The sequence below is a fragment of the Actinoplanes derwentensis genome, from assembly GCF_900104725.1.
GTDB lineage: Bacteria > Actinomycetota > Actinomycetes > Mycobacteriales > Micromonosporaceae > Actinoplanes > Actinoplanes derwentensis.
In genome coordinates, this window is the sequence record NZ_LT629758.1 from 7491719 (window position 1) to 7517562 (window position 25844).

Sequence of the window (25844 nt, forward strand, 5' to 3'; positions counted from 1 at the left end):
TTTCACGTGAAACATCATCGACTCCGGTCAGGACACCTCGCGGGCCAGCCCTTCGAGCACTACCGCGTTCGGTAGCGCACCGAGAGCCGGGCCGGCAATAGCGATCTTGCTGTGCCGGACACCCGAGCCGACGATCACGTGCGGGGTGGCCACCACCCGGGAGTCGACCAGGATCGGCCAGTCCACCGGCAGGCCGATCGGGGTGATGCCGCCGTATTCCATTCCGGTCAGCGAAACCGCGTCGTCCATCGGCGCGAAGCTCGCCTTGCGCACATCGAGCTGTCGCCGGACCACACCGTTGACGTCGGCCCGAGTAGTGGCGAGCACGATGCAGGCGGCGTACTTCGTGAGCCCGCCCCGGCTACCAGCGACGATCACACAGTTGGCGGACTCAGCCAGGGTCACCCCGTACGCGGCGCAGAACGCGGCCGTATCCGCCAGCGTCGGATCGATCGGCGCCACCAGCACCTGATCGGCATCGATCGGCCCCTCCACCGGCCACACGGCCAGAGCCTTGGCCACCGGAGGCGCAAGCAGGTCCGGACGTGACTGAGCGGATTCGGTCTGCAGGCTTCCCATCATGTCGCCCATCCTCGCCCAGCCCGGCGACATCGGCACATCCACCAACGGGTGGTCCAGCCCTTGAACCCCAGCCGAACCCCAACCCACAGACCCCAGCCCACAGAACACCGCCCCGCAACATCAGACCGCGGCCAGAGCCAGCGACGGACACCCGGATACCCGGAAAGCAGGGCTGACCGAAAGGCGGAGAGGCCGGGCAATGGATAGCGAGCCGACTGGGCTCCTGCTTACCAAAAGCGGGACGCCCGACGGGACAGGCATCAGTCAGCGGTCGCCGTCCGTCCGCCGGGTGGAAGACGACCGGACGGGAAGCGACCGGACGGAGAGCCGCATCCCCTGGGCGGCCAGCCCGACACTGAATGCTCGCGCGCTGCGGACGGTCTGGTCGGCAGTAGACCCGGAAAGGAGCAGACGCGGCCAACCCGGCGGGCGTGAACCGAGGCATCGGCAAAGTCCTCAGTTCCAGCATGAAAATGCCGACCGTCAGAAGTTGTGAGAGATCGTCGGCAAGCACGCATCGGGACCGTCAGTGGTCTCGCGCTACTGGCTGGCGCCACAGCCCTTGTCGCCGTTGCCGGTGGCCATCATTCGATCTTCGCGACTCTGCTGCTGATTCTGCTCGCCATCGTGATGTCGCACGCTCTGGTGGTCGAGATCCAGCGTCAGGCCCGGCGCATGTCACAGACCGTCTGGTACCGCACCGACACCGCGAACACCGTGCTCCTCGGGTGCTGGGCAATGATCGCCGCCGCCATCACCAACGTGTCGATCGTGTCGCTGCAAGTCCGAGCGCTCACCGCGGTCCTGGCCATCGGGTATGCCGCAGCCTGTGCCTACTTCGTCGTGGAACGCCGCCGGGCTGTCGCCGAACCGTTCCGGCCGTCGCCGGTGCCCCTGGCAGAGATGCCCGGAGTCGTCCTGGCAGAGATACCCGGGGTCACCTTGGCGGAGATGCCCGCTGCGGCCCCGCTGGTGGAGAGCGTGATCGAGGCGGGCCGAGAAGTGGTGCCGGACTCGGCCCCGTCGTCCTGATCACCGGCTCCGAACCACCAGGGTTTACCACCGGCTTCTGACGACCCTGCTTCGGGCCACCAGGGTTTACCCACCCGCCTTCTGACGACCCTGCTTCGGGCCACCTGGAACCTGACCGGCCCGGCCCTGACCAGCCCGGGTCTGTCGAGGCAGAGCGGAATCGGGCCGAGCCTGACGTGGTAGAACCGAATCGGCCCGAGTCTGTCGAGGCAAAGCCGAATCGGGCCGAGTCTGACGGGACGGAACCGGATCCGGCCGCCGTCGACCAGGATGCCCCTCGCCAGGAAGCGCCGGTCCAGGCCGTCGCTGACCGGGCGCTGCCTGATCGGGTAGCGCCCGACCGGGTGCTAGCTGACCGGACGGCAACTGACCGGACGGCGACTGGGTGGGTGGTGACTGGTTCGGTTGGCCCTGGGCTGGCAGGGTCGGCAGGACCACCATCAACGGCGGCACCGCCACGCCGCTCGTCTCGATCGGCAGCTCGGGGACCGGCAACCAGTCGATGCCGAGTTGCTCCGGACCGAAGCCGTCATCACGCCCGAGCCGCGGCTCCCCGTCGGCGACGGTGACCGTGAACACCGACGTCATGCCGGACGGGTAGGGCATCTCCAGCACGTAGCGGGCATCGCTGACGACCAGACCGGTCTCGTCGAACACCTCACGCCGCAGAGCCTCCTCGGCCGTCTCACCGGGGCGCAGGCCGCCACCAGGAAGCGTCCACCACTCACCGCCACCGGACCGCCGGCTGCGCTCGTGCACCATCAGCACTCGCCCGTCCCGCACGATCACGGCGGCCGCCCGTCTTCGCTCGTCCACGCTCTGCAGGCTAACCGCATGAACTGTGCCTCGCAGAGTTCCTTCATTCCTCTGTGGATAACCCGTCCACCTGAAGAACGGGCATATCCGGACCTACACCTGCGGAACGGTGACCAGCAGATACGTCCGTTCCTTCAACAGATCCAAAGTCAACGGAACGCCGGTACGGGCGGCGAGGAACGACAGCCCCGGCCCAGTGGGCTCGCTCACGTTCGTACCGCCGCCAATACCTGCCGCGACCAACTCGGACCGGAACCCGCCCGCATCGCTGCCAACGGCCGTCTCCGGCGCCGAGGTGTCCAGGTCGAGAGCCAGCCCTCCGTCACGGAACACCATGAGACGGCCAGGACCACCACCCCCGCCCCGGTACGCCACCACCTCACCGCCCTCAGCCGAAAGCGGCCCGACAATATCCGGGGTGACGCCGAGTGTCCCGTTGTCCTCGACGATCACGGACCAGTCGCCGAGTCGGGCAATCCCGATGAAGTACCGGCTCCGGGCGCCGGCCTCGCCATCCCCGGGCCCGACGACCCGATGCCACTCGACCCGTTGCAGTTCTTCCCCACCGAGCCGTTCGATCAGCTCGTACGGCTTGATGTCACGGACCATGGTGAAGCAGAACCCGCTGGTGAGGTCCGCACTCCGGGCCGGCCAGCCGAGATCCGGCGACGGCCCCACGGACGGCAGAGGATCCGCCGAACCCGGCGAACCACAGCCGGCCATCGAGGCCAGGGTCAGGAACAGGACGGCGCGACGTCTCACCAGCCCAGTAGATCAAAAATCGCCCCCCGGGGCCGCCCCCGGCACGATCAGAACCACGGCCACCCTGATCGAAGCCTCGACAGCCAGCCTGCAGCCACACAAACAACGCCGCCCGGTGATCCGGACGGCGTTGTTGGAGGTGGAGCCCAGGGGACTTGAACCCCAAATCCAAGATCATGAATTGACGTACGACCAAATCACCCCCTGAGCTGGCGTTCCTTTAGATCATCTTCTAACTTCTGACACTGCTTTACAGGCTCACATGGTCCCGATGTGGTCCGGTTGATCTTGCGGGGCGGCCAGCCTTGGGTCGAGCAGGCGACCGCACCACGTGCCATCAGGACCACCTTTTCCGGTGGCAAGCCGCGAAGCGGCGCGGCAGCGATCGCCGGAACCGCAGCCTCCGGTGACCCACGGGAGTGATCGTCACGGCCGCAACCAATACGGAGGCGCCCGAACTGTGCATTACGAGACCAAACGAGATCGTTGATCTAGCTGCGCGAACGTCCGCTGAGCTGCGAAAACGCTTGTCAAGATCTGACAGCGTTCCGCTGCCTCTGCGGACTTCGTGCGGACTGAATGCGGACTACTCGATCTTGAGGCACGACATCCTGACGCGCTCACCGGCGGCAGCAGCGGTCGGCAACCATCCACACCACCGCGACCACCATATTCGGTGGCAAGCCGCGAAGCGGCGCGGCAGTGATTGCAGGGTTTGATGCGTTCACCGCATTGATGACCTTGGTAACTTGTTGATTACTTTCGGTACGGTAGTGCGCATGCTGGCGGGCGGCTGGGCGCGGATGCGGCGGTATGGATTGTGGTCCGGTGCGCCGGCGGTGGTGGCTGGTGCGGCGGGGTGGGCTGCGCTGGCGGATAACAAGCAAGGGTGGACGGTAGTGGCTGCCGCGGTGGCAGGGGCGGTGGGCGCGTTCTGCCCCACGGTGGCGGATCGGGTTGCGGCGCGGCGGGAGCGACGGCTGGCGGCGGCTGCCCGGAAGGCCGATGTCGTGGTGAAACCGGTGTCGGTGACGTGGTTGTTGCGTCCGGACCAGCGAGTGGTCCCGTTCTTTGGCCGCGGCTGGCTGCTGGCGGAATTGCAGACGTGGGCCACCGATCAGGGTGTGGATGTGGCGGCGGTGCGGCTGCTGACGGGCGCGGGCGGTGTGGGTAAGACCCGGCTGGCTCAGGAACTGGAGCAACGGCTTGCCGGGTGGCGGTGTGAGTGGATCAGCCCGCACGAAGAGGAGCAGACTGCTCGCCTGGTCGCTGCGGGAGAGTTCCCGCTACGGTCGTTGCTGGTCATCGATTATGCCGAGGCGCGGGACCGGGCGGGGCTGGCGCAGTTGTTGTGCGCTGTGCAGACCGCGGATCGGGTGCGGATCGTGTTGCTGGCCCGGACCGCGGGGCTGTGGTGGGAGACGTTGTCGATGGCGTTCTCGCAGCAGGCTGCCTTGGTGGACTCGCTGACCAGTGCCAACGATGTGGTGGTGCATGTCGCGGCACGAGTTGACGACGTGCATGATCCGGCGACGATCGTGGCCGAGGCGGTCACGGCGTTCGCGTCGCGGCTGGGTCGTCCGGTGCCTGAGCTGGCCGGAGCACCAGGGTGGCCGGCGGATACGCCGGTGCTGCGGTTGCATGCCGATGCGTTGGTGACGGTGTTGGAGGGTGCGCATCGGCAGGGCCGCTATGACGTGCTGGTCGAGGTTCTTAAGCATGAGTCGCGGTACTGGATGCACACCGCCAGGCGGTCGCGGCTTCTTGGTGAGGTCGATGATCCAGCGAATGCGGTGTTGCTGGAGCAGGTAGCCGGGATCGCTGCGCTGCTCGGTGCGGAGTCTGCCGCTGAGGTGGAGCAGGTCGTGCGGCGGGTGCCGCTGCTGGCAGGCGCTGAGGATGACCGGCTGGCGCGGTTCGGGTCGTGGCTGGCTGGGCTGTATCCCCGGGGCGAGGCAGGGTTGGGGGTGGTGCAGCCGGACTTGTTGGCGGAGACGCTGGCCGCGCGGGTGATAGATAGGTGTGGGCCTGTCGACCGGGCGCGGGTCTTTGCAGATCTGACTGTGGCGCAGGCGGTGCGGGCGTTGACGGTGCTCGGCCGCGCTCGGATTCATTACGCTGGCGCGGATGCGTTGATCGACGCGGCGCTCGGGGTGGACGTGGCGTGTATGGCGGAGGCCGTCGTCCACGTGGGTGTGCAGTTTCCGGGGGTGTTTACGTCCCGGATGGTGGATCGGCTGGCGTCTGCAGAGGTCGATCATCGGTGGGCGTGTGAGGTAGCCGGGCGGGTGCCGTATCCGTCGCTGGAGCTGCGTTGGCTTGCCTTGGAGTTGACGTCACGGATTGTGGCAGGTTTTCCTGCTGACGCTCCGAAAACCGATCGGGCCCACTGGGCGACTTGGCATGCCCTCCGGCTGGCGGAGGTCGGGCGCCGGGCAGAAGCACTCACCGCCATCCAGGAAGCCGTCGACCTGCGCCGGGAACTGACCGCCCTCAACCGCGACGCCTACCTACCCGACCTGGCCATGTCGGTGAACAACCTGGCCGCCGATCTGGCGGAGGCCGGACGCCGGGCAGAAGCACTCACCGCCAGCCAGGAAGCCGTCGACCTGCGCCGGGAACTGACCGCCCTCAACCGCGACGCCTACCTACCCGACCTGGCCATGTCGGTGAACAACCACGCCGTCCAGCTGGCGGACGCCGGGCGCCGGGCAGAAGCACTCACCGCCATCCAGGAAGCCGTCGACCTCTACCGGGAACTGACCGCCCTCAACCGCGACGCCTACCTACCCAACCTGGCCACGTCGGTGAACAACCACGCCCTCCGGCTGGCGGACGCCGGACGCCGGGCAGAAGCACTCACCGCCAGCCAGGAAGCCGTCGACCTGCGCCGGGAACTGACCGCCCTCAACCGCGACGCCTACCTACCCGACCTGGCCATGTCGGTGAACAACCACGCCCTCCGGCTGGCGGAGGCCGGACGCCGGGCAGAAGCACTCACCGCCAGCCAGGAAGCCGTCGACCTGCGCCGGGAACTGACCGCCCTCAACCGCGACGCCTACCTACCCGACCTGGCCATGTCGGTGAACAACCACGCCCTCCGGCTGGCGGACGCCGGACGCCGGGCAGAAGCACTCACCGCCAGCCAGGAAGCCGTCGACCTCTACCGGAAACTGACCGCCCTCAACCGCGACGCCTACCTACCCAACCTGGCCACGTCGGTGAACAACCACGCCCTCCGGCTGGCGGACGCCGGACGCCGGGCAGAAGCACTCACCGCCAGCCAGGAAGCCGTCGACCTGCGCCGGGAACTGACCGCCCTCAACCGCGACGCCTACCTACCCGACCTGGCCATGTCGGTGAACAACCACGCCCTCCGGCTGGCGGAGGCCGGACGCCGGGCAGAAGCACTCACCGCCATCCAGGAAGCCGTCGACCTCTACCGGAAACTGACCGCCCTCAACCGCGACGCCTACCTACCCAACCTGGCCACGTCGGTGAACAACCACGCCCTCCGGCTGGCGGACGCCGGACGCCGGGCAGAAGCACTCACCGCCAGCCAGGAAGCCGTCGACCTGCGCCGGGAACTGACCGCCCTCAACCGCGACGTCTACCTACCCAACCTGGCCGCCTCCCTGTGGAACGTGGGTTTCGTGGCTCTTGAAGTCGACAGCGTCACCTCTGAGGTCATCGCACTGACAGCAGAAGGCGTCGGATACTTCGAAACCCTCGCCGCCGCGGAACCTGAAGCGTTCGCTGAGCGCCACCAAGCGGCAGTTGAGACCCTCACTCGACTGCAGCATGCCCTGGACGCAAACGAACCGACGAACACCTGAACTGGGTGTCCCGACGCCGCGGGATCAAGTCGCCACGACGAAGGATGGCCGGCGCGCTGGCCGATGCCGGGCGTAGCCCGCCAGCAGGCCGAGCGCGTCCGGCCACGCCGCGCTTGCGCGGCGCCTTGATACAGAACAGGCAAATTCAGCAGTACAACGTCAGCGAGCCGTGTCGTGTCCCGGCTGATGCTTGACAGTCGCGTCCCACCAGATGCTTGACATGATCACCATCCGGGCGAGTTCATGGCGCCTACCGTGTGCGAGTGGCGTCGGTGATCGGTACTCGGCTGCCGTGAATCGTGAGGACGGCACGGTTGCCCAGGGGCTTCGCCAGGTTCAGCGTTGCCGTACGGGTCCGACCCTCCAGGGTGCAGATGCCGCTGTAGCCGTTCGACTGCTTCAACACGATAACCACCACTGCCTTGTCCGACTCGACGGACTCGGCGGCGTAGTCGGCGCCGCATGACGTCGTCACCCGCCCTCGTGATCCGGTGAACGTGACCATCATGCGGGTGTCCTGCGCATCCACGGTGCCGGCGTCGATGGACAAGCCATAGGTCGTAGCGTCGGGATCTTCAGCGGATGCGCGAACAAGCAGGGACCTGCGACGGCAATGTGGCCATCTCCTGGTCGTGGCGAGTCAACGACGTTCTTGCCTGCTAGCGCAGCTCGTCCCAGCTTTCCACCCTTGGCCAGGCCGGAAGTGCTGCCGTCGAACTCCACGCGGTCGGAGTCGCAGGCCGTGATCAGCACTAGCACGGCCTCCAACGCGGCTGACCATGACCGCGCAGCCATCACGGCACCTCCTCGGCACGTTCGGCGTCCCAGTTCGCCCAGCAGTGGCGCACTCTGATGCGAGCGCCGGTGCGGCGCCCGCTGACCTGACGATCACAGACGGTAGCGCACTTGACAACTATCTAGGCCGATCGATAGGCATCTGGTGGGACTAGACAAATGCCGATGATCCACTTCTTAAATCGCTTGTCGGGCCGCAAGCCCGACTACCGACATACTTTCGACTATTAAGCACAGTAGCCCTGACAGGATAGAATCTAACGGATTTGTTTACGCAAGCACCCGAAACGAAGGGAAATCATGTTTGAGATTTGCGTAGCTATCACCTTCTTCACAGTAGTTCCTTTTACGGTCACATCTCTGGCATATTCCTCAGCTATTAAGATTCAAAGGCGCGCGGGTAGATTCTCGCCGAGAACACCGGCATTGGTTCGAAAATTTCAATTAGCCAATCCCGCGCGACTTTGGATTCACCAATCATCCGGATATCTGATGCCACGCAGCGGAAGGAGCGGCCCAACGATCACCATCTTGCGCAAGAATTTCAAGCTGCGATTTCCTTATGATGCCGTACGGTGGGTATACGAAGCGACTCCAACCCCATCAGCCGATTTGGTCTATGAGAATTTCGGAAGACTGGCAATTCCTAGCCTCACAGGATTTGCCTATGGCGCGGGTACGCTTAGCGCTCCAATACCGGTGCTATACATAATAAATAACATTGTCACCGATCAGAAAACATCCTTAACCGGCCTGGCTGGGATTTTGATTCCAACAGTAATATCGGGCGGCCTGATAGGGATGACCTTCCTTCTGGCCATATCGTCCACCATCCTGCGACTACCTAGCATCTATAGCCTTCGTCGCATAGCTAAATACGGTAGACTCTTGCCGCCAGACAGCGTCATAACCGTTGCCGCACGACTAGCGACGATCGAGTTCCTATTTATCTTTATCCTCCTAGGCGGATTTTCTCCACTTCTTTATCTTTCGATTCTGGATCCGCTTTCAAAATTTAGCGGACTATACGGAGCTCGGCTCCATGAATACGATGCCAGACTAGTTTGGCTATCGCTAGCAACACTAGTTGCAGTTTCATGTTCCATAGCTCGCTGGAACATCCATCGCCGTAGCGGCGCACCCTTGGCGCTCAAGGCAACACTCATATATTTGCACCTGACAGAGGGAAATACGACCGAGGAGGCGGGGTTCTGGGGGCCAACCGCAGATCCCATCGGCAAGAACCGAGCCGCGCTTACCCAGTTAGCTGATCGCCTAGAAGTCTACGCCAACTGGCTACCGCAGATCTCAGCACGCGAAGTTGTCAGTAATCCCATGGCGCTGGTGACACGCGGGGCAACACGATCAATACGCACTTTCGTGCGTGGACGAACCTCATTGGAGATAGGCAGCAGTAGAGAAATCGATCAAGTTCTCCAAGAGCTTGCTGTCACCTTCTCAGGCCCACGAGATATAACGTTGGTCGGAAGACTCGCTGACCGACTTGAGGTATTCAATGAGGACGGAACACCCTCTGAAGAGCTTGCCACACCTGCTCCAGGGAGATTCGCTAAGGCTTTACAGAAGTCGTCGGCGAGACTGGAGGCGACTGAACGAAGAGTGCAGTCCTTTTCGAATCTTCTACCAATTGCCGTAATTGGAGGTGTAGTAATTCTCGCCATACGTGGCGACTGGGCAAAGATTGCAGACCTATTTGTTGGCTTACTAGGTTAGTAAATATCCACTAAAAACGATTGCAGACCTGCCCGACCAGGATTCGTTTAACCAACTTCAGGCAGCCATCAGACGCGCGCAGCGTCAGCGATCAGAATCCATGCATCGAGGCGTTCAGAGGTGGTTTGGACATGCTCGACAACCTGATCACGCAGACCGGAAATTTCATATCCAGCTTGAATTCTTATCATGATCACTGCTGCGTCATATGCATGTTCGCCTGTTACGCCACGAGGGTCGATGTACGCCCAGCCACGAGGCCCATCGGCGATTATATTTCCGCTGGATGCGTCACCGTGGCAAAGCGCCGGCGTATGGTCCAAGGAAAGATCCTCCAGGAGTGCGAGTGCAGTTCGTCGCTCACTGGCGGGGGCGATGGTAGTCCCGGGGCGAAGGTCAGTGAGTTGGTCGTCTTCGAGACGGTCGCGGAGCCAGTCAAAGATTGAGGACATACCAGGTCGGGGTGGTGGCTGGTCCCGAATTGCCGCCAGCGGTGCGAAGAGCGCTTGCAGATCGACGGTAGCCGGATCCACCTGGTTGAAGGGCGTTCCGGGAAAGACTCGGTCCATCACGGTCCAAGTCCCATGATCGGCAGCTACGGCTTCGTGGACTCGTGGGGCAGCACCAAGGTTGGCAAGTGCAGCGGCGACAGCGGCTTGGTCGGCTCCGTGTGGGTCGGGGCTGCTGCGGAACACGAGTGGGCCGTCTGGGGTGTCGATGGCTGTGACGAATCCGTAGCGGGCGGGCAGGACCTCGCGTGGGGTGGCCTGGTAACGCTCACAGAGGGCCTGGAACTCGGCTCCGACGTGTGTGGCCCAGGGATCGGCGATGTCGGGCCAGCGGCGGCGGATGTTGGCCAGTACCGCGGCTGGCACTGCGAATTGGTCGGTCATCGTGCTGGGTTGGCAGCGGTGTGGAGCGCGTTGGCTAGGTCGTGCATGGAATCGATCACGACGTCGGCTCCGGCATCAGTGAGGCGCTGGTGTTTGCCGGGCTTGTTGGCGTACCCGATGGTGGGGATGCCAGCGGCTCGGCCTGCCTCGATGTCGGTTACCGAGTCGCCGATGAAGGCCGTGCCGTTTCGGGCTGCTCCGGTGGCGGTGAGGCCCCGTTCCAGAAGGAACGGGTGGGGCTTGAGTAGGCGGGGGTCCATGCCGTCGAACCGCGCGGTGATCCCCTCGGCGTAGCGGATCAGATCGTGGTTCTGAAGGTATGCGCTGATGGCGTCGGTGGCGTTGTTGCTGACAATGGCGACTTGGCGGCCTGAAGCATGGGCGGCCTGAAGCACCTCTGCGGCGCCTGGTGTCGGTACGGCTGACTCGACCGCGGCGACCTCGGCGTCTCGGCAGGCTTGGGTGACTTCGTGGGTGAGGTGTTGGTCTTGGAGGCGGGCGACTGCGGTGAGGATCTGGAGTGGGTCCGCCGTCAGCTCGGCGATGGCCGACGGCAGTTCACCTGCGAAGTACCGGCGAATGACGGTGCGCAGTTCGTCGGCGACGGCTGCGGCCGGACGCCCGGCGAAGACGACGCAGATCGGGCCGTCGAAGTCGATCAGCAGGCACGATGACTCGTCGATCAGGTCGGCGAGGTTCATGGGGTGTACTCGTGGGCGATGGTGTCCCAGACGCTGTCGAACCAGGCGCGGGACTGCTGGACGAACTGGTCTCCGGCGTCGCCGTCGTCACCGCTGAGGGCGTAGTGGAACAGCGGGACATCCTTGCCCAGCACGTCGAAGATCGGTACGGCTTGCTTGTCGACAGAAACGGTGTTGCGGACGACGGGGTAGAAGCCGAAGAAGACCTCGTCGCGGTTGAGGATGTAGAGCTTCGACAGGACCGTGGTTCCGTACGCGCGGATCTCGGTCGTGGCGTTGCGGACCAAGCCCAGGGTGGCCAGCTCCCCCACTGACTCGATGATCGCCTCGGTGTGGCGGCGTGCGATCCGGGCAGCCCGTTCACGGACGGCAGGATCGTCCCCGGCCGGTTCCACGCGGGAGGGAATCACCGCGGGCTGTGTCAGGTCCGGTAGCAGGATGCGGATGGCGATCGACTCGGGTGTCAGGCGTCCGGCGCGGATCTTGTCCAAGGGTTCTTGGATGGCGGTGTGGAGGGTTTCGCTGGAGAAACCGGCGAAGTCGATGGTGATGTGGGGCTGCTCGAACGCGGCCTCGATGTGTGGGCGCAACCCGACCGGGCGATCGGTTTGGGCGCGGACGAAGGCGCCGCTGCCTTGGCGGCTGATGATGAGGCGGTCGTCGCGCAGGATGCGTAGGGCGGACTTGATGGTCTCGCGGGCTACGCCGTAGCGCTCGGCCAAGTCGTTCTGTGACGGCAGGCGTTCGCCGGGGGCGAAGCGGCGCGTCAGGATCGCTGCGCGCAGCACGTTGGCGATCTGCTGCGAAGCGGGACGGGCGTCGTCCGGCTCCAGGTCGTCGAGGTCGCGGGCTTCCACGTTCACAATCCACAGCTTAAGGCCTGGCTAGCCAGGTTAGACATGCCGAGACGTTGAGGGTTGCGTATATCTCCTGACAGCTTTACGGTCGATATGACTAGCCAAGCTAGTCAAATATGGCTCTCACTCGACTTCGGCCGGTGCAGTTCGGCATGACCGGCACTGTCAAGGAGGGCGACCGGCACCGAGGCGGGTCGGCTTCACGCCATCCCACACACCCATGGCCCGTCTCGGTGCCTCCCCCGTCGCTGCTGCGGAGGTCCCGTCATGCCCGAACCGCTCGACTTCGGCGGGCAGACACCGCCGATCGATCCGCCCGCCGGTTGCGTCAACCCGCTCGTGTGGCGGCTGGCCCGGCGCCTGTACGCCGATCATCAGCCGGGACCTGACGGCTGGTGCCTCAACTGCCGACCCGCCATCCTCTACCCCTGCGTCGCGCGCAGACTCGCCGACCTGGGACTCGCGACCGCCCTGAACTCGACGTCGGCCGGTCCGCACGTCACGAACAAGGGCCATCACTGGTGACCGGCCACGGTGCGGACCGGTGAGCGTCCTCGGGATCTCCATGCCACCGGATCTGCCGGTCCCTGCCGATCACCTCGTCGGCCGGATCGTGCACGTCCCGGCGGGCTCGTGCCGCTACCGCGACGGCGCCCTGGTCCTGCTCGTACGACGGGTGCGGCTCGACATCTCGCAGTGGTACGGCGGCCAGTGGGTCTGGCTGGAAGGCGACGAACTCAGCGGCAACGGGTTCCGACTGGCGTGGCGGCAAGCCCTGGTGCACGTGTCCGTCTGCGATCTGCGTGCCCTCGCTGGGCGACGGGCGACGTGACCGGGATGGCCAACGAACCCGGTGCGGCGAAGTACGCGCACATCGCCGACGCCTTGCAGGAGCGGATCATCCGTGGCACGTACCCGCTGGGCTCGATGTTGCCGAGTGAGGCGCAGTTGGTGCGGGAGTTCGGCGCGTCCCGCTCGACGGTGGTCCGGGCGCTGGAGTACCTGCGGCAGCTCGGCTATCTGGAGGGAGTGCAGGGCAAGGGCCGCGTCGTCCTCGGCAGTCCCCCGCGCCGGCGCCCGTCGCCGCCGCGCCGGGTGCATGAGGCGTTGCATCTGGCGGAGGTCGGCCACGGCACCGTGATCGGCGCGGGCCGGGCGCCGGCATCGCCGCGGATCGCGGCGGTTCTCGCGATTCCGGTCGGTGAGCCGGTGATCGCCCGCCAGCGGACCATGCACGGTGCCGGGGCCGAGTGGCTGACGCTCTCGACGGTCTACCTTCCGGCGGTCGCTGCGGTCGGCACCCGGTTCGCTGACGCCGGCCCTCTGCGTGAGGGCGTGCTGGAGCACCTTGAACGTCGCCGTCGACTCGTGGCGTCTGACGTTGTCGAGCGGCTGTCGGTGCGGCCAGCAACGATCCGCGAATCGACGATGCTCGTTGTGGATGCGGGTGTGTCCGTGTTGTCGAATCTGCTGGTCGTTCGCAACTCGGCCGCATTGCCGCTGCTAGTGGTCGACCTGATCGCCGCTCCACCGCCGCCAGGCATCGAGGAACTTTTTTCTCTTCGCTCCTAAATTTACTTGGCTAGCCATGCTGTCCATGTGCTAGCTTCGGTCCAACTTGGTTAGTCAAGTAACCAAGTTGGACAGAGGGAGATGCTCGGTGATTCCGAACTCGATCAAGGTCCCGGTCCCGTGGGACTACGTCGCGCCCCACGGCGCGCTCTGCCTCGGCGTTGAGCCGGCCACCGACTTCGACAAACGCGGACAGGGCGACGACCAGCTGCGCGACAAGGAGACCGGCGAACGGGTCTGGCTGGTCCGGCTGCTCGACCTCGACCCGGACGCCGGGAAGTTCGGCGGGTCGAAGGAGTTCAAGGTCAAGGTCGTCGCGGCACAGCAGCCGGTCCCGCCCACCTCGGCGGTGCCTGGCTACCCGCCGATGGTGGCGTTCACCGACGTGATGCTCACGCCGTACGTGGACTCGCAACGCTGCAAGGGCGCGGCCACCAAATGCCGCTCGCGGCTGGCCTGGTCGATCAAGGCCAGCAAGATGACCACGCCGGAGCAGACCAGCAGGCCGAAGGCCGCTTAGTTCTCATTCGCGTCCGGGAGCGGGGCCAACAACCGCCAAGAAGTTCTCCCCGCCCCGGCCGCTCCAACCGCCACCTGTGAAGGAGTGGGCTGTGATGCCCAAGGTAGTCGACGCTGCCCGCGTCACGACACCGAGCAACACCGTATGGCGTACCTGTGACCGCTGCTCCCGGCTTAAGCCGCTGCCCGACGGTGTCAACCGGTGCGACGACTGCACCGGCACCGACCGGCCGGCGGCCGTGGCCGACATGCACGCGGCCGGCTGGGACTACGCCAACCGGTACGCCGAACTCGTCGGCGCCATCGACGCGTGGGCCGAGCTGATCCCCGGCGTCAGTGACGCCGAACGCCTGGACAAGATCCGGCACCTGCTCAAGACCAGCAGCCCGCTGCAGCGCGACGGGGAGGCGAAGTAGCCATGCCGCTGATCAACATCATCCGGGGCGAGACCATCCCGATCGCCCCGCTCAACGTCCGTACCCCGGTCTTCAAGCTGCCGATCTGGGCGGTCGTCGTCTGGGAGACCATCAAAGCCCTGGCCTGGCTGGTCACCACCTACGCCCGGCACTGGTACGTGACACTGCCGGTCACCGGACTGGCCTGGCTCTACCTCGCGCACGGCTGGCAGTGGCTCGCCGGGCTGGTCGGCGGTGTGGCTGTCACGGCTACCGGGTGGGCGTTCGCGCATCGGCCGTCGTGGCTGCGGTTCGGCTGGTGGCCGGTCCTCGCCCGCATCCGGCGCCTGGTGTACCGGCGGCGGTGGATGGCCGCGATGGTCACCGCGAAACTGTCGATCGCCTACGACAAACGCACGATCATCCCGCAGATCCGCCGGGTACGCTGCCGCGCGGGCTGTGACGAAGTGCTGGTGCGGATGGTGACCGGCCAAATCCCCGACGACTTCGCCAAGGCCTCCGAACGGCTGGCGCACACGTTCGGGGTCCGGCAGGTCAAGGCCATGCCCGGCCCGACGTACGCAACCGTGGTCCTGGTCCTCATGCGCGGCGACACCCTCCACGACACCATCGGCCCGCTGCCGGTACCGGACCGGCCGGACTTCACCGCTCTACCCATCGGCGTCCAGGAAGACGGCGAAACCTACCGGCTGCGGCTGTTCGGCACGCAGGTCCTGATCGTCGGAGCGACCGGATCGGGCAAAGGTTCGGTGATCTGGTCCATCGTCCGGGCACTGTCCGGCGGGGTCGCGAAAGGCCTGGTCGAACTGTGGGGCCTCGACCCCAAAGGCGGCATGGAACTGGGGATCGGACGGCCGTTGTTCACCCGGTTCGCATCGAAGGACTTCGCCGAGATGGCAGCCATGATCGAGCAGGCCGCGGCCGTGGCCCAGCAACGCGCCGCCCGCCTGGCCGGACACACCCGCCAGCACCAGCCCACCCCGGACGAACCGTTGATCGTCCTGGTCATCGACGAACTGGCGAACCTGACCGCCTACCTCACCGAACGCCAACTCAAGGACCGGATCAAGGCTGCGCTCGGCATCGTGCTGACCCAAGGCCGCGCCGTCGGCGTCCACGTGGTCGCAGCGATTCAGGACCCGCGTAAGGAGGTGCTGCCCGCGCGAGGGCTGTTCCCGACCCGGATCGGGCTGCGGCTATCGGAACCGGCGGAGGTCGACATGGTCCTCGGCGACGGGATGCGCGACCGCGGAGCCCTCTGCGACCGCATCCCCCAGACCCAGCCCGGCATCGGCTACGTGACCTTGGAAGGCGACCCCACCCCGATGCGGGTCCGGTTGACCTACTGCGACGACGACACCGTGCGGGACATGGCCCATGAATACGGGCGCCTGCGCGTGGTCGACGGCGAAGCCGCGGGAGGTGCGGCGTGAAGCTGAGCACCGACCGGATCGAGGGCCTGACCCTCGCCGCCATCCTCACCACCGTCGCCGTGGCTGCCGGATGGGCCTCGTTCACCCACGTCCACGACTGGACCATGCGCCACGCCCCCACCGGCACCCCGGACGCGTTCGGCTGGGTCAACGCGGTCATCTCCGAACTCGTCCCGGTCGCGGCGCTGCTCACCATCAAACGGCGACGCCGGGCCGGTGCCCCGATCGGCTACCCACTGTTCCTGCTCATCGCCGCCGGCACGCTGTCATTGTCGGCACAGCTCGCCGTCGCCCAGCCCAGCCCTTCCGGGTGGCTGCTGTCGGCGGTGCCCGCGCTGGCGTTCATGGCCCTGGTCAAGCTCGTCTTCACCAGCACCCCGGCCCCGGAGCAACAGGCACCGGTCGACGATACCGAGGACACGCCTACTCCGGCCGTGCCGACAGCGCCGGTCCGGCCGCTGCCCCGGACCAACGGGGTGCCGGTCATCGGGCAGGTGACCCGATGACTACTGCACCTCTGGCGGCCCCGCCTCGGCCGGGCTCCCGCGCGGCCCGCCTCGCCAACCCTCGGGCCGTCGACGCGCTCAAAGACCTCGCCATCGACCACGGCGTCTGCATCCGACCGATCGCTCTCCGGCGGACCGACCTGGCCACCGGCAAGACCGAACTCGTCGACCTGCCCTGCGGCGCCACCCTCGAAGCCAAATGCCCGCCCTGCGCCAAACGAGCACGACGACTGCGGCAGGTCCAGATCCGCGAAGGCTGGCACCGCACCGACGAACCCCAACCCGGCCCGGCACCAGCCACACCCCGCCAGCGGGACCTGATCACCGCACGGGCACACCTGGAATTCGAACGAGCCGCACTCCAACTCACCGCGATGGACCCCAGCGACCGGGCGGCCGAACTGGAGCGCATCGACACGGCCATCGACGCGGTAGAGCAAGAGATCGCCGCCGAAGGCCTGCGCGGCAGCATCGCCCCGGGTCACTCCCGCACCGACGACCCGGACAGCGACGATGGACCGCGGCGGGTCCGGTCGACCAAACGGCGTCAGGACGTGCCCGACCTGCCCCGGCAGAAGATCGAGGCGCGCACGGTAGGCCGAACCTACGTGGGCTCGGATGGTGTCGAGCATCGGCCGTCGATGTGGCTGACCCTCACCCTGGACAGCTACGGCCCGGTCCACTCCATCCACGCCGGACGGCCGTGCTCCTGCCGCCGCTGGCACACCCAGGAAGACCCCCAACTCGGCACCCCGGTCGACCCAGCCCGGTACGACTACCGACGGGCCGCCTGGGACGCCGTCCACTTCCCTCGGCTCCTCGACCGCTACTGGCAGAACCTGCGCCGGGCCGTGGGCTGGAACGTCCAATACGCGGGCTGTGTCGAGCCCCAACGGCGTCTCGCCCCGCACGCCCACTTCGCCATCCGGGGCACCATCCCCCGCACCATGCTGGAGCTGGTCGCCAAGGCCACCTACCACCAGGTGTGGTGGCCGCCGGCCGACCGACTCCGCTACCCCATCGACCGACCACCCACCTGGGACACCAAAGGCGAGACCTGGGTCGACCCGGACACCGGACGGCCCCTGTCCACGTGGGATGAGGCCCTGGACGACCTCGACGACGACCCGGACGCCGAACCAGCACACCTCGTCCGCTTCGGCGCCCAAGTCAAGGCCAAGGGCGTCGACCCCGGCACCCGCGACGCGGAACGGACCATCGGCTACATCACCAAGTACGTGACCAAGTCCGCGGCCGACTGCCACACCACCACCAGCGACCCGCAACGCCAGCACCTCGACCGCCTCTGGCACGAACTCCGCGTCACCCCCTGCTCAGACCGGTGCTCGAACTGGCTGCTCTACGGCGTCCAGCCCAAGAAGGCCCACGGACGGCTCCGGCCCGGCCACTGCAAGGGACGCGTGCACCAGAAAGTGACCCTCGGCATCGGCGGACGCCGGGTTCTGGTCTCCCGCGACTGGTCCGGCAAGACCCTCGCCGACCACCGCGCCGACGCCCACGCCTGGGTCAAGGCCCTGCTCGGCGTCACCACGGAGGAACCGGAACCCGACGCTACGGAAAAGCCGGCGGTCGCCTGGGAGATGGCCCGACACGACGACCCCGACCTCCCGGCCCTCGAACACCGGCTCTTGCGGGCCATCTCCGAGCGCATCCACCGCCGCGGGCAGTTGAACGCAGCGCGACAGCGGGCCAGCGGCGATCCGCCGGGCGATGTCTCGGCAACTGCAACCAACGACACGGGGGAGACACGATGAGCAGGCACCTGACGGTGGTACCGAGCCCAGACAGCACACCTGACGGTCCGGACGAGCTGTGGTCCATCAACGATGCCGCCGCGTACCTGCGTATCCCTCCGGGCACGCTCTACCAGTGGCGCCACCGCCGGAAGGGTCCGCCGGCCTTCAAGGTCGGCAAGCACCTCCGCTACGACCCGGCCGCGGTCCGTGCCTGGGTGCTGGGGCAGGTGGCCTGACGTGGGCGTACACGATCTTTGGTATCTGTCCAAGAAGGACGAAAACAAAAAGAAGGTCAAATCGGGCAAGTACGGGCGCGGCAAACGCTGGCGTGTCCGCTACACCGACGCCACCGGCGAGACCAAGGACAAGGTCTTCGAGCGTAAGACCGACGCTGAAGCCTTCGATGCGGCTTGCCGGGCTGGCACTGCACCGGAGACCGACCTGGACCAGGGCGAGAAGTACATCAAGTTCGCCGCCTACGCCGAACGCTGGCGTCAGGCCAGGGTCATCGGCTGGGCTCTGGAGACTCAGACCCGGATCGAGTCGAACCTCCGGTTGCACCTCGTCCCGGCGTTCGGCAACCGCGCTCTCCGCTCGATCACTCAGACAGATGTGCTGTTGTGGCTGGCGGGACGACTCGGTGACGGGATGGCGCCGTCCAGCTTGCGCCTGTACTTCGAGCTGTTCGACGCGGTGATGTCCGGCGCTGTCACGGACAAGATCGTCCCGGATAACCCGTGCGACGGGATCAAGCTGTCCCAGGTGTTCCGTGGGTTGAGCCGCGCCCCGAAGTGGGTTCCCGAGCGGGAGGACGTGCTCCGCCTGTTCGGCAAAGTGCCCGAGCGGTATCACGGCCTGCTCTGGCTCGGGGCCGGCGCCGGTCTTCGCATCAGTGAAGCGCTCGGCTTCGAGCTGGGGCCGCGCTGCCTGAACGTCGGCAACGAGGAGCTGCACGTGGTCCAGCAGCTCCGCTACGCGCCCAGGGAGTACGGCGGGTTCTATCTCAGCCTGCCCAAGGGCGTGCGGACGTTCGATCCGGCCGCGGGGGCTGTGGACCTGGACCCGATGGTCGCGGCGGCCCTGGCGTACCACGTGAAGGAGTTCCCGCCGGTCGAGGTCGAGATGCCGGACATCACCTCGGGGCCTACGGTCCGGCGCCGGGTGCCGCTGCTGTTCACGACAGTCCACGGCAATCCGTTCACGGACCGTACGTGGTCGGCGGAGTGGGTGAAGTGGCGCCGGGCAGCGGGCTGGCCGGAGGAACACGGCGGCTTTCACGCACTGCGGCATTTCTTCGCGACGACGTTGATCACGAATCACGCGGACCCGAAGGACGTTCAGCGGGCGCTACGACACTCCACGCTGTCGATCACGCTCGAGACCTACGTGCACTTCTGGCCGCGCCGTGAACGGCGCCGGGGGATCGTCGGCGAGACCCTGAAAGAAGCGGTCGCGGGCCGGTGGGACCTGGACTGAGGTGGTCCCGAAGTGGTCCCAACGATCTTGGAGTTATAAAAAGCCTGTTCACAGGCTTAGAGAGTGGAGCCCAGGGGACTTGAACCCCTAACCCCCGCCTTGCAAAGGCGGTGCTCTGCCAGTTGAGCTAGGGCCCCGTGACCTGCGTTATCGCAGGTCGGGAGCAGTGGTGGCCTCGTGCCAGAGAGCGCGCTCGTCGCTGGAGGCCTTGACCTTCTTGACCACCAGAGCCGCCACGCCGACGACACCGGCAATGATCAGGAGCTTCTTCAACACTGAACCGCACCCCTCAACACCGCTGGATGAGATGACTAACCCGTACAACAGTAGATTGCCGTAATCGTTCGCGGAACGCTCACCGCAATCACCGTGACGCGGGGTCTGGGGGCTCGGCCCCCAGGTCAGCCAAAATGAAGAGTGGCCCTGGTTCGCGCTTTCCGCGAACAAGAGCCACTCGCCACTCGTGGGGCTAGATGGAATCGAACCATCGACCTCAGAGTTATCAGCTCTGCGCTCTAACCGACTGAGCTATAGCCCCTCACCTGCGGACAGAACTTTACCGCATCGGGTTGCGGGCTCCAAAACGGGGTCCCGCAACCCGATCAAGTAAACGTCAGTCCCGCTCGGCCAGCGTCAGTTCGATACCGCCGACCAGGTCTGCGCAGACGTTGTAGATGAAGGCGCTGAGCGTGGCCAGTGCGGTGAACAGCACCACGTTGACCGCGCCGATCAGCATCGACGTGCCGATGACGCCCCAGGCGGTGATCCGGAAGGAACCGGTCGTGGCGCCCTCCGTGCCACCGCTGGCGGTGACGAGGTCCTGGAGGTTGCCGTTGACCGAGCTCCAGACGCCCATCGTGTCGAGGGCGAGGTAGAGCACCGACGTCGCCACGACGACCACGATGAAGAGCACGATCGACACCGCGAACGCGAACTTCATCACGGACCAGGGGTCGATCCGCTTGAGGTTGAGCCGGGCGCGACGGGGGCCGCGCGCCGCCGCCGAGGACACGGTGGACCGAGCCGACCGCACCGCCTCGGAGACACGGGCCGCCCCGACCGCTGCGGCACCGCCGGCGACCGGAGCAGCGGCCGAACCGCCGGTCCGCTGTTTCGCGGCGCCTGGCGTGGCCGCTGACGCGGACGCCGAGGCCCCGACCGGCCGCGGCGGCGTGACCTGTGGCCCGCCGGGCGGCGTCGACCCGGGCAGGATGCCCGGAGCGCGCCCGGTTGTCGTCCCCGGAGCCGCGCCTTTGCCCTTGGTGACGACCGGCACGGAGGCCGATCCCTTCACCGGCGGCTGCACACTCGGCCGCTTGTCCGGGCCGTCGGCGCTACCGGCCGCGGGTTCACCGGGCGGCGGGGCCATGCCCGGCGCCCTGGTGAACTTCGGCGTTGTCGGGGAATCGGTGGGGACAGAGGCACGCCCTGTGGACTCGCGCCCGGACGGTGCGGCAGCGTCCTTCTTTGCCGCATCGTCCGGAGTCGCTGAGGTCCCCGTGCCCCCCGACTTCGCCTGTGTCTCCGGCATCAACTAGTCCTGTTCGTCAGGCTCGTCGGCATTGCGAGCAAGCGCCACGATGGTTACACCTTCTGGGAGGTCCATCAGCTTGACCCCCATTGTGTTCCGATCCCGTGTGCGCCGTACAGGCTTCACGGGAGTCCGAATGACACCACCATTGCTGGTGATGGCAAACAGTTCATCCTCCGGGCTGATCACCAGAGCGCCGACAAGTCCACCACGACGCTCAGTGATCTTGGCGGTCAGCACCCCCTTACCGCCACGGCCCTGCACCGGATACTCCTCGATGGGTGTCCGCTTCGCATACCCACCATTGGTGGCGACCAACACATCCATGTCAGGTCGAACCACTTCCATGGCGAGAAGCTCATCGGCTTCGCTGAAGCGCATCCCGATCACGCCGGACGTCGCCCGGCCCATCGGGCGCAGTGCCTCGTCGGTGGCATTGAAGCGGATGGCCTGGGCTTTCTTGGAGACCAGGAGCAGGTCGTCCTCAGGTGCCGCCAGTGCCGCGCCCACCAACTCGTCATCCTCCCGCAGGTTGATGGCGATGATGCCACCGCTGCGGTTGGAGTCAAATTCCTCCAGGCGAGTCTTCTTCACGAGCCCATTCTTAGTGGCGAGCACAAGGTAGGGCGCGACCTGGTAGTTCGGGATCTGGATGATCTGCGCGATGTGCTCGTCCGGCTGGAAGGCCAGCAGGTTCGCGACGTGCTGACCTTTGGCGATCCGGCTCGCTTCGGGCAGTTCGTACGCCTTCGCCCGATAAACCCGGCCCTTGTTCGTGAAGAACAGCATCCAGTCGTGGGTCGAGATCACGAAGAAGTGCGAGACGATGTCGTCCTGCCGCAGCGTGGCACCGCTGACGCCCTTGCCGCCGCGCTTCTGAGACCGGTACAGATCGGTCTTCGTACGCTTGGCATAACCGGTACGTGTGATGGTCACCACAACGTCCTCGCGCGCGATGAGGTCTTCCATCGAGACCTCGCCGTCGAACGGGATGATCTGGGTGCGCCGCTCGTCGCCGAACTTCGCGACGATCTCGGCCAGCTCCTCGGAGATGATCGCCCGCTGCCGCTCCGGCTTGGCGAGGATGTCCTTGAACTCGGCGATGTCAATCTCGATCTTGCCGAGCTCGTCGATGATCCGCTGCCGCTCCAGCGCGGCGAGCCGGCGCAGCTGCATGTCGAGGATCGCGGTCGCCTGGATCTCGTCGACGTCGAGCAGCTGCATCAGGCCCTGACGGGAGTCCTCGACGGTGGTCGAACGCCGGATCAGGGCGATGACCTCGTCGAGCATGTCCAGCGCCTTGGCCAGACCACGCAGGATGTGCGCTCGCTCCTCGGCCTTGCGCAACCGGTACGCGGTCCGCCGCTGGATGACCTCGATCTGGTGGTCGACGTAGTAGCGGATGAACTGCGCCAGGTTGAGCGTGCGCGGCACCCCGTCGACGATCGCCAGCATGTTGGCGCCGAACGTCTCCTGCAGCTGGGTGTGCTTGTAGAGGTTGTTCAGCACGACCTTGGCGACCGCGTCGCGCTTCAGGACCAGGATCAGGCGCATGCCGGTACGGCCGGACGACTCGTCCCGGATGTCGGCGATGCCGGTGAGCTTGCCTTCCTTGACCAGCTCGGCGATGCGCTCGGCGAGGTTGTCCGGGTTCACCTGGTACGGCAGCTCGGTCACCACGAGACACGGCCGGCCCCGGGTGTCCTCCTCGACCTCGACCACCGCGCGCATCCGGATCGACCCACGGCCGGTCCGGTACGCGTCGTTGATCGCCGACTGGCCGACGATCATGCCCTTGGTCGGGAAGTCCGGGCCCTTGACGAGCTCGAGCATCGCTTCGAGCGCGGTCGCCTCGTCCGACTCGGGGTTGTCGAGCTGCCACTGGACGGCGCTGGCGATCTCGCCCAGGTTGTGTGGCGGGATCTTGGTGGCCATCCCGACAGCGATGCCCTCAGAGCCGTTGACCAGCAGGTTCGGGAACCGGGCCGGCAGGATCGTCGGTTCCTTGGTGCGCCCGTCGTAGTTGTCCTGCATGTCGACGGTGTCTTCGTCGATGTCCCGCAGCATCTCCATCGCCAGCGGGGACAGCTTCGCTTCGGTGTAGCGCATGGCCGCGGGCGGGTCGTTACCCGGCGAGCCGAAGTTGCCGTTGCTGTCGATCAGCGGGTAGCGCAGCGACCAACGCTGCCCCATGCGGACCAGGGCGTCGTAGATCGACGAGTCGCCGTGCGGGTGGTAGTTGCCCATCACGTCGCCGACGATGCGGGCGCACTTGACGTAACCGCGGTCGGGACGGAAGCCGGCGTCGTACATCGCGTAGAGGATCTTGCGGTGCACCGGCTTGAGGCCGTCCCGGACGTCGGGCAGCGCACGGCCGACGATGACGCTCATCGCGTAGTCGAGGTACGAACGCTGCATCTCGACCTCGAGGCCGACCGGGACGACGCGCTGGGTCACGCCGCCGGTATCGGCCGGGATCTCGTCGCCGCCGGGGGGCTCGGGAGTGTCAGTCACTTTTAACCCTTACTCAAGGTGATTCCGGGCAAATACTGCCGAAACTGGCATAAGGCTGTGGATAACACTGTGGAAAGTAGCCATACGCTGTGGATACGGCCCTCGAAACTTAAATGTCGAGGAACCTGACGTCCTTGGCGTTGCGCTGGATGAAGGACCGGCGGGCCTCCACGTCTTCACCCATCAGCACGCTGAAGAGCTCGTCGGCGACCGCGGCGTCGTCGAGCGTCACCTGGCGCAGGGTGCGGGTGTCCGGGTTCATCGTGGTGTCCCACAGCTCGTCGTAGTTCATCTCGCCGAGACCCTTGAACCGCTGGATGTCGTCTGGCTTCGCGTTCGCCTTCTTCTCCTGGCGCAGCGCGATCAGACCGTCACGCTCCCGGTCGGAGTAGGCGTACTGCGCGTCGTCGCCGCGCTTGTTCCACTTGAGCTTGTAGAGCGGCGGCGAGGCCAGGTAGACGTGCCCGTGCTCGACCAGCGGCCGCACGAAGCGGAACAGCAGGGTGAGCAGCAGCGTCTGGATGTGCTGGCCGTCCACGTCGGCGTCGGCCATCAGGATGATCTTGTGGTACCGCAGCTTGCCGATGTCGAACTCGTCGTGGATGCCGGTGCCCATGGCCGTGATCAGCGCCTGGACCTCGTTGTTCTTCAGCACCCGGTCGATCCGGGCCTTCTCCACGTTGAGGATCTTGCCGCGGATCGGGAGGATCGCCTGGATCCGGCTCTCCCGGCCGGACTTGGCCGAACCACCGGCCGAGTCACCCTCGACGATGAACAGCTCGGTCTCACGCGGGTCGGTCGACTGGCAGTCGGCCAGCTTGCCGGGCATCGAGCCGGACTCCAACAGCGACTTGCGACGGGCCAGCTTGCGGGCCTGCTGAGCGGCGATCCGGGCGCGAGCCGCCTGGTCAGCCTTCGTGATGATCAGCTTGGCGTCCGCCGGGTTCCGGTCGAACCAGTCGGCGAGCTGCTCGTTGCAGACCTTCTGCACGAAGCTCTTCATGTCGGTGTTGCCGAGCTTCGTCTTGGTCTGACCCTCGAACTGCGGGTTGGCCAGAGTCACCGAGATGATCGCGGCGAGACCCTCGCGAATGTCCTCACCGGACAGCTTCTGGTCGGCCTTGAGGAACTTCTTCTCGACGCCGTACTTGTTGACGATCGTCGTCAGCGCGGAGCGGAAGCCCTCCTCGTGCGTGCCACCCTCGTGGGTGTTGATCCGGTTGGCGAACGTGTAGACCGACTCGCCGTACGACTCGTTCCACTGCATCGCGATCTCGACGCCCATGCCCTCCCCGGGCGCGTCGGCATCGAACTGGATCACGGTCTTGTGGATGGCGCTCTTGCTGGCGTTGAGGTGCCGCACGAAGTCGGCGATGCCGTCCTCGTACATGAAGGAGACGCTGCGGGCCTCACCGTTCTCGTTGACCTGGTCGGGCCGCTGATCGGTGTAGTTGATGGTGAGGGCGCGGTTGAGGAACGCCATCTCCTGGAGCCGGCGGTAGATCGTCTGGTAGTCGAACTCGACCGTCTCGAAGATGTCCGGGTCCGGCCAGAACTGCACGGTCGAACCGAGGTCCTCGGTCGGCTCGCCCTTCACCAGCTCACCGGGAACGGAGTAGTCGTACTTCTGCCGCCACCAGAAGCCGTCCTTCTGGATCTCGACGGCCATCCTCGTCGAGAGCGCGTTCACCACGGAGACGCCGACGCCGTGCAGACCACCGGACACCTTGTAGGCCTGGTTGTCGAACTTGCCGCCCGCGTGCAGCACGGTCAGCGCGACCTCGACACCCGGCTTCTTCAGAGTCGGGTGCAGGTCGACCGGGAAACCACGGCCGTTGTCCGTGACGGAGACTCCACCGTCCGGCAGTAGGACCACGTCGATGGTGTCGCAGTAGCCGGCCAGCGCCTCGTCGACGGCGTTGTCCACAACCTCCCACACCAGGTGGTGCAGACCGCGCTCACCGGTGGAACCGATGTACATACCGGGACGCTTGCGGACCGCTTCCAGGCCTTCGAGCACGGTGATGGAGCCGGCACCGTACTCCTGCTGATTCTCAGACACCCTCGGCCACTTTCTCGCGCCGGGCCGGAGTGGCCCCGCAACGGGGTTGG

General features: G+C 66.0%; 24 protein-coding genes and 2 tRNA genes. 13 read left to right on the plus strand and 13 right to left on the minus strand.

Annotated elements, in window-relative coordinates:
- Positions 1–27 precede the first annotated feature (27 nt).
- Positions 28–579, minus strand: a complete 552-nt coding sequence (locus BLU81_RS33125; RefSeq protein WP_092557985.1) for a YbaK/EbsC family protein — start codon at positions 577–579, stop codon at positions 28–30.
- 495 nt (positions 580–1074) lie between these two features.
- Between BLU81_RS33125 and BLU81_RS33130 the strand changes: the two genes are divergently transcribed.
- Entirely contained in the window at positions 1075–1614 is a 540-nt protein-coding gene (locus BLU81_RS33130) for a hypothetical protein (protein WP_092550220.1), read from the plus strand.
- Positions 1615–1680: 66 nt separating this feature from the next.
- Here BLU81_RS33130 and BLU81_RS50980 read toward each other — a convergent pair whose 3' ends face one another.
- Positions 1681–2430: an NUDIX domain-containing protein gene (locus BLU81_RS50980; protein WP_231953617.1), complete on the minus strand. Its 750-nt coding sequence runs from the start codon at positions 2428–2430 to the stop codon at positions 1681–1683.
- Positions 2431–2523: 93 nt separating this feature from the next.
- Positions 2524–3192, minus strand: a complete 669-nt coding sequence (locus tag BLU81_RS33140; protein ID WP_092550223.1) for a DUF6461 domain-containing protein — start codon at positions 3190–3192, stop codon at positions 2524–2526.
- Between the two features lie 779 nt (positions 3193–3971).
- Between BLU81_RS33140 and BLU81_RS33145 the strand changes: the two genes are divergently transcribed.
- Complete coding sequence (locus BLU81_RS33145) at positions 3972–7028, plus strand: tetratricopeptide repeat protein (RefSeq protein ID WP_092550226.1); 3057 nt, start codon at positions 3972–3974, stop codon at positions 7026–7028.
- A 250-nt stretch (positions 7029–7278) separates the two neighbouring features.
- Here the strand turns inward: BLU81_RS33145 and BLU81_RS33150 are convergent, their stop codons facing one another.
- Entirely contained in the window at positions 7279–7578 is a 300-nt protein-coding gene (locus tag BLU81_RS33150) for a hypothetical protein (protein ID WP_092550229.1), read from the minus strand.
- Positions 7579–8354: 776 nt separating this feature from the next.
- On the opposite strand from BLU81_RS33150, the gene BLU81_RS48730 reads away from it, so the two are divergent.
- Positions 8355–9557 carry a hypothetical protein gene (locus tag BLU81_RS48730; protein ID WP_157751875.1) on the plus strand — a complete coding sequence of 401 codons (1203 nt, stop codon included), beginning with the start codon at positions 8355–8357 and terminating at the stop codon, positions 9555–9557.
- A 68-nt stretch (positions 9558–9625) separates the two neighbouring features.
- Here the strand turns inward: BLU81_RS48730 and BLU81_RS33155 are convergent, their stop codons facing one another.
- Genes BLU81_RS33155 through BLU81_RS33165 form a run of 3 tightly spaced genes read right to left on the minus strand, consistent with a single transcriptional unit; the run spans position 9626 to position 12014 of the window.
- Positions 9626–10450 (minus strand): phosphotransferase, encoded by an 825-nt coding sequence (locus BLU81_RS33155; RefSeq protein ID WP_092550232.1) that lies wholly within the window; start codon positions 10448–10450, stop codon positions 9626–9628.
- The gene (locus BLU81_RS33160) at positions 10447–11151 is read right to left on the minus strand and encodes an HAD family hydrolase (protein ID WP_092550236.1); all 705 of its coding nucleotides are present in this window, start codon (positions 11149–11151) and stop codon (positions 10447–10449) included. The genes BLU81_RS33155 and BLU81_RS33160 overlap by 4 nt, the downstream gene beginning before the upstream one ends.
- Positions 11148–12014 carry a winged helix-turn-helix domain-containing protein gene (locus tag BLU81_RS33165; RefSeq protein ID WP_172890664.1) on the minus strand — a complete coding sequence of 289 codons (867 nt, stop codon included), beginning with the start codon at positions 12012–12014 and terminating at the stop codon, positions 11148–11150. Before BLU81_RS33165 ends, BLU81_RS33160 begins: the two co-directional genes overlap by 4 nt.
- Before the next feature lie 261 nt (positions 12015–12275).
- On the opposite strand from BLU81_RS33165, the gene BLU81_RS33170 reads away from it, so the two are divergent.
- The 10 genes from BLU81_RS33170 (at position 12276) to BLU81_RS33215 (ending at position 19687) form a co-directional block, all read left to right on the plus strand.
- Positions 12276–12533 (plus strand): hypothetical protein, encoded by a 258-nt coding sequence (locus tag BLU81_RS33170; RefSeq protein WP_092550239.1) that lies wholly within the window; start codon positions 12276–12278, stop codon positions 12531–12533.
- A gap of 19 nt (positions 12534–12552) precedes the next feature.
- On the plus strand, positions 12553–12840 hold the full coding sequence (locus BLU81_RS33175; RefSeq protein WP_092550242.1) for a hypothetical protein: 288 nt from the start codon (positions 12553–12555) through the stop codon (positions 12838–12840).
- Between the two features lie 5 nt (positions 12841–12845).
- Entirely contained in the window at positions 12846–13580 is a 735-nt protein-coding gene (locus tag BLU81_RS33180) for a GntR family transcriptional regulator (RefSeq protein WP_157751876.1), read from the plus strand.
- A gap of 88 nt (positions 13581–13668) precedes the next feature.
- Positions 13669–14100 (plus strand): hypothetical protein, encoded by a 432-nt coding sequence (locus tag BLU81_RS33185; protein WP_092550249.1) that lies wholly within the window; start codon positions 13669–13671, stop codon positions 14098–14100.
- A gap of 94 nt (positions 14101–14194) precedes the next feature.
- Positions 14195–14515 carry a hypothetical protein gene (locus BLU81_RS33190; RefSeq protein WP_157751877.1) on the plus strand — a complete coding sequence of 107 codons (321 nt, stop codon included), beginning with the start codon at positions 14195–14197 and terminating at the stop codon, positions 14513–14515.
- Positions 14516–14517: 2 nt separating this feature from the next.
- Entirely contained in the window at positions 14518–15948 is a 1431-nt protein-coding gene (locus tag BLU81_RS33195; protein WP_092550255.1) for an FtsK/SpoIIIE domain-containing protein, read from the plus strand.
- Positions 15945–16454 carry a DUF2637 domain-containing protein gene (locus tag BLU81_RS33200; RefSeq protein WP_231953618.1) on the plus strand — a complete coding sequence of 170 codons (510 nt, stop codon included), beginning with the start codon at positions 15945–15947 and terminating at the stop codon, positions 16452–16454. Before BLU81_RS33195 ends, BLU81_RS33200 begins: the two co-directional genes overlap by 4 nt.
- On the plus strand, positions 16451–18229 hold the full coding sequence (locus BLU81_RS33205; RefSeq protein WP_092550258.1) for a replication initiator: 1779 nt from the start codon (positions 16451–16453) through the stop codon (positions 18227–18229). Before BLU81_RS33200 ends, BLU81_RS33205 begins: the two co-directional genes overlap by 4 nt.
- A complete protein-coding gene (locus BLU81_RS33210) occupies positions 18226–18447 on the plus strand; it encodes a helix-turn-helix domain-containing protein (protein WP_092550260.1) in 222 nt (73 codons plus the stop codon). The genes BLU81_RS33205 and BLU81_RS33210 overlap by 4 nt, the downstream gene beginning before the upstream one ends.
- Before the next feature lie 205 nt (positions 18448–18652).
- Positions 18653–19687: a site-specific integrase gene (locus BLU81_RS33215; protein ID WP_092557991.1), complete on the plus strand. Its 1035-nt coding sequence runs from the start codon at positions 18653–18655 to the stop codon at positions 19685–19687.
- Positions 19688–19751: 64 nt separating this feature from the next.
- On the opposite strand, the gene BLU81_RS33220 is transcribed toward BLU81_RS33215, so the two are convergent.
- The 6 genes from BLU81_RS33220 to gyrB all read right to left on the minus strand — a co-directional run bounded on the left by BLU81_RS33220 (position 19752) and on the right by gyrB (position 25794).
- Positions 19752–19824, minus strand: a tRNA-Ala gene (locus tag BLU81_RS33220).
- Positions 19825–19834: 10 nt separating this feature from the next.
- A complete protein-coding gene (locus BLU81_RS50985; RefSeq protein ID WP_211304171.1) occupies positions 19835–19963 on the minus strand; it encodes a DLW-39 family protein in 129 nt (42 codons plus the stop codon).
- A gap of 188 nt (positions 19964–20151) precedes the next feature.
- Positions 20152–20225 (minus strand) — tRNA-Ile (locus BLU81_RS33225).
- A 75-nt stretch (positions 20226–20300) separates the two neighbouring features.
- Complete coding sequence (locus tag BLU81_RS33230) at positions 20301–21218, minus strand: DUF3566 domain-containing protein (protein WP_092550263.1); 918 nt, start codon at positions 21216–21218, stop codon at positions 20301–20303.
- 3 nt (positions 21219–21221) lie between these two features.
- A complete protein-coding gene (gene gyrA / locus BLU81_RS33235) occupies positions 21222–23732 on the minus strand; it encodes a DNA gyrase subunit A (RefSeq protein WP_092550266.1) in 2511 nt (836 codons plus the stop codon).
- A gap of 109 nt (positions 23733–23841) precedes the next feature.
- A complete protein-coding gene (gyrB, locus tag BLU81_RS33240; protein ID WP_092550269.1) occupies positions 23842–25794 on the minus strand; it encodes a DNA topoisomerase (ATP-hydrolyzing) subunit B in 1953 nt (650 codons plus the stop codon).
- Positions 25795–25844 lie beyond the last annotated feature (50 nt).

Excerpts from the sequence above, each read along its gene's own strand:
- BLU81_RS33125 (WP_092557985.1), bottom strand. The coding sequence starts at position 579 with ATGGGAAGCCTGCAGACCGAATCCGCTCAGTCACGTCCGGACCTGCTT.
- BLU81_RS33180 (WP_157751876.1), top strand. The coding sequence starts at position 12,846 with ATGGCCAACGAACCCGGTGCGGCGAAGTACGCGCACATCGCCGACGCC.
- BLU81_RS33205 (WP_092550258.1), top strand. The coding sequence starts at position 16,451 with ATGACTACTGCACCTCTGGCGGCCCCGCCTCGGCCGGGCTCCCGCGCG.
- BLU81_RS33170 (WP_092550239.1), top strand. The coding sequence starts at position 12,276 with ATGCCCGAACCGCTCGACTTCGGCGGGCAGACACCGCCGATCGATCCG.
- BLU81_RS33230 (WP_092550263.1), bottom strand. The coding sequence starts at position 21,218 with ATGCCGGAGACACAGGCGAAGTCGGGGGGCACGGGGACCTCAGCGACT.
- BLU81_RS33190 (WP_157751877.1), top strand. The coding sequence starts at position 14,195 with ATGCCCAAGGTAGTCGACGCTGCCCGCGTCACGACACCGAGCAACACC.
- BLU81_RS33210 (WP_092550260.1), top strand. The coding sequence starts at position 18,226 with ATGAGCAGGCACCTGACGGTGGTACCGAGCCCAGACAGCACACCTGAC.
- BLU81_RS33195 (WP_092550255.1), top strand. The coding sequence starts at position 14,518 with ATGCCGCTGATCAACATCATCCGGGGCGAGACCATCCCGATCGCCCCG.
- BLU81_RS33160 (WP_092550236.1), bottom strand. The coding sequence starts at position 11,151 with ATGAACCTCGCCGACCTGATCGACGAGTCATCGTGCCTGCTGATCGAC.
- BLU81_RS33145 (WP_092550226.1), top strand. The coding sequence starts at position 3,972 with ATGCTGGCGGGCGGCTGGGCGCGGATGCGGCGGTATGGATTGTGGTCC.
- BLU81_RS33155 (WP_092550232.1), bottom strand. The coding sequence starts at position 10,450 with ATGACCGACCAATTCGCAGTGCCAGCCGCGGTACTGGCCAACATCCGC.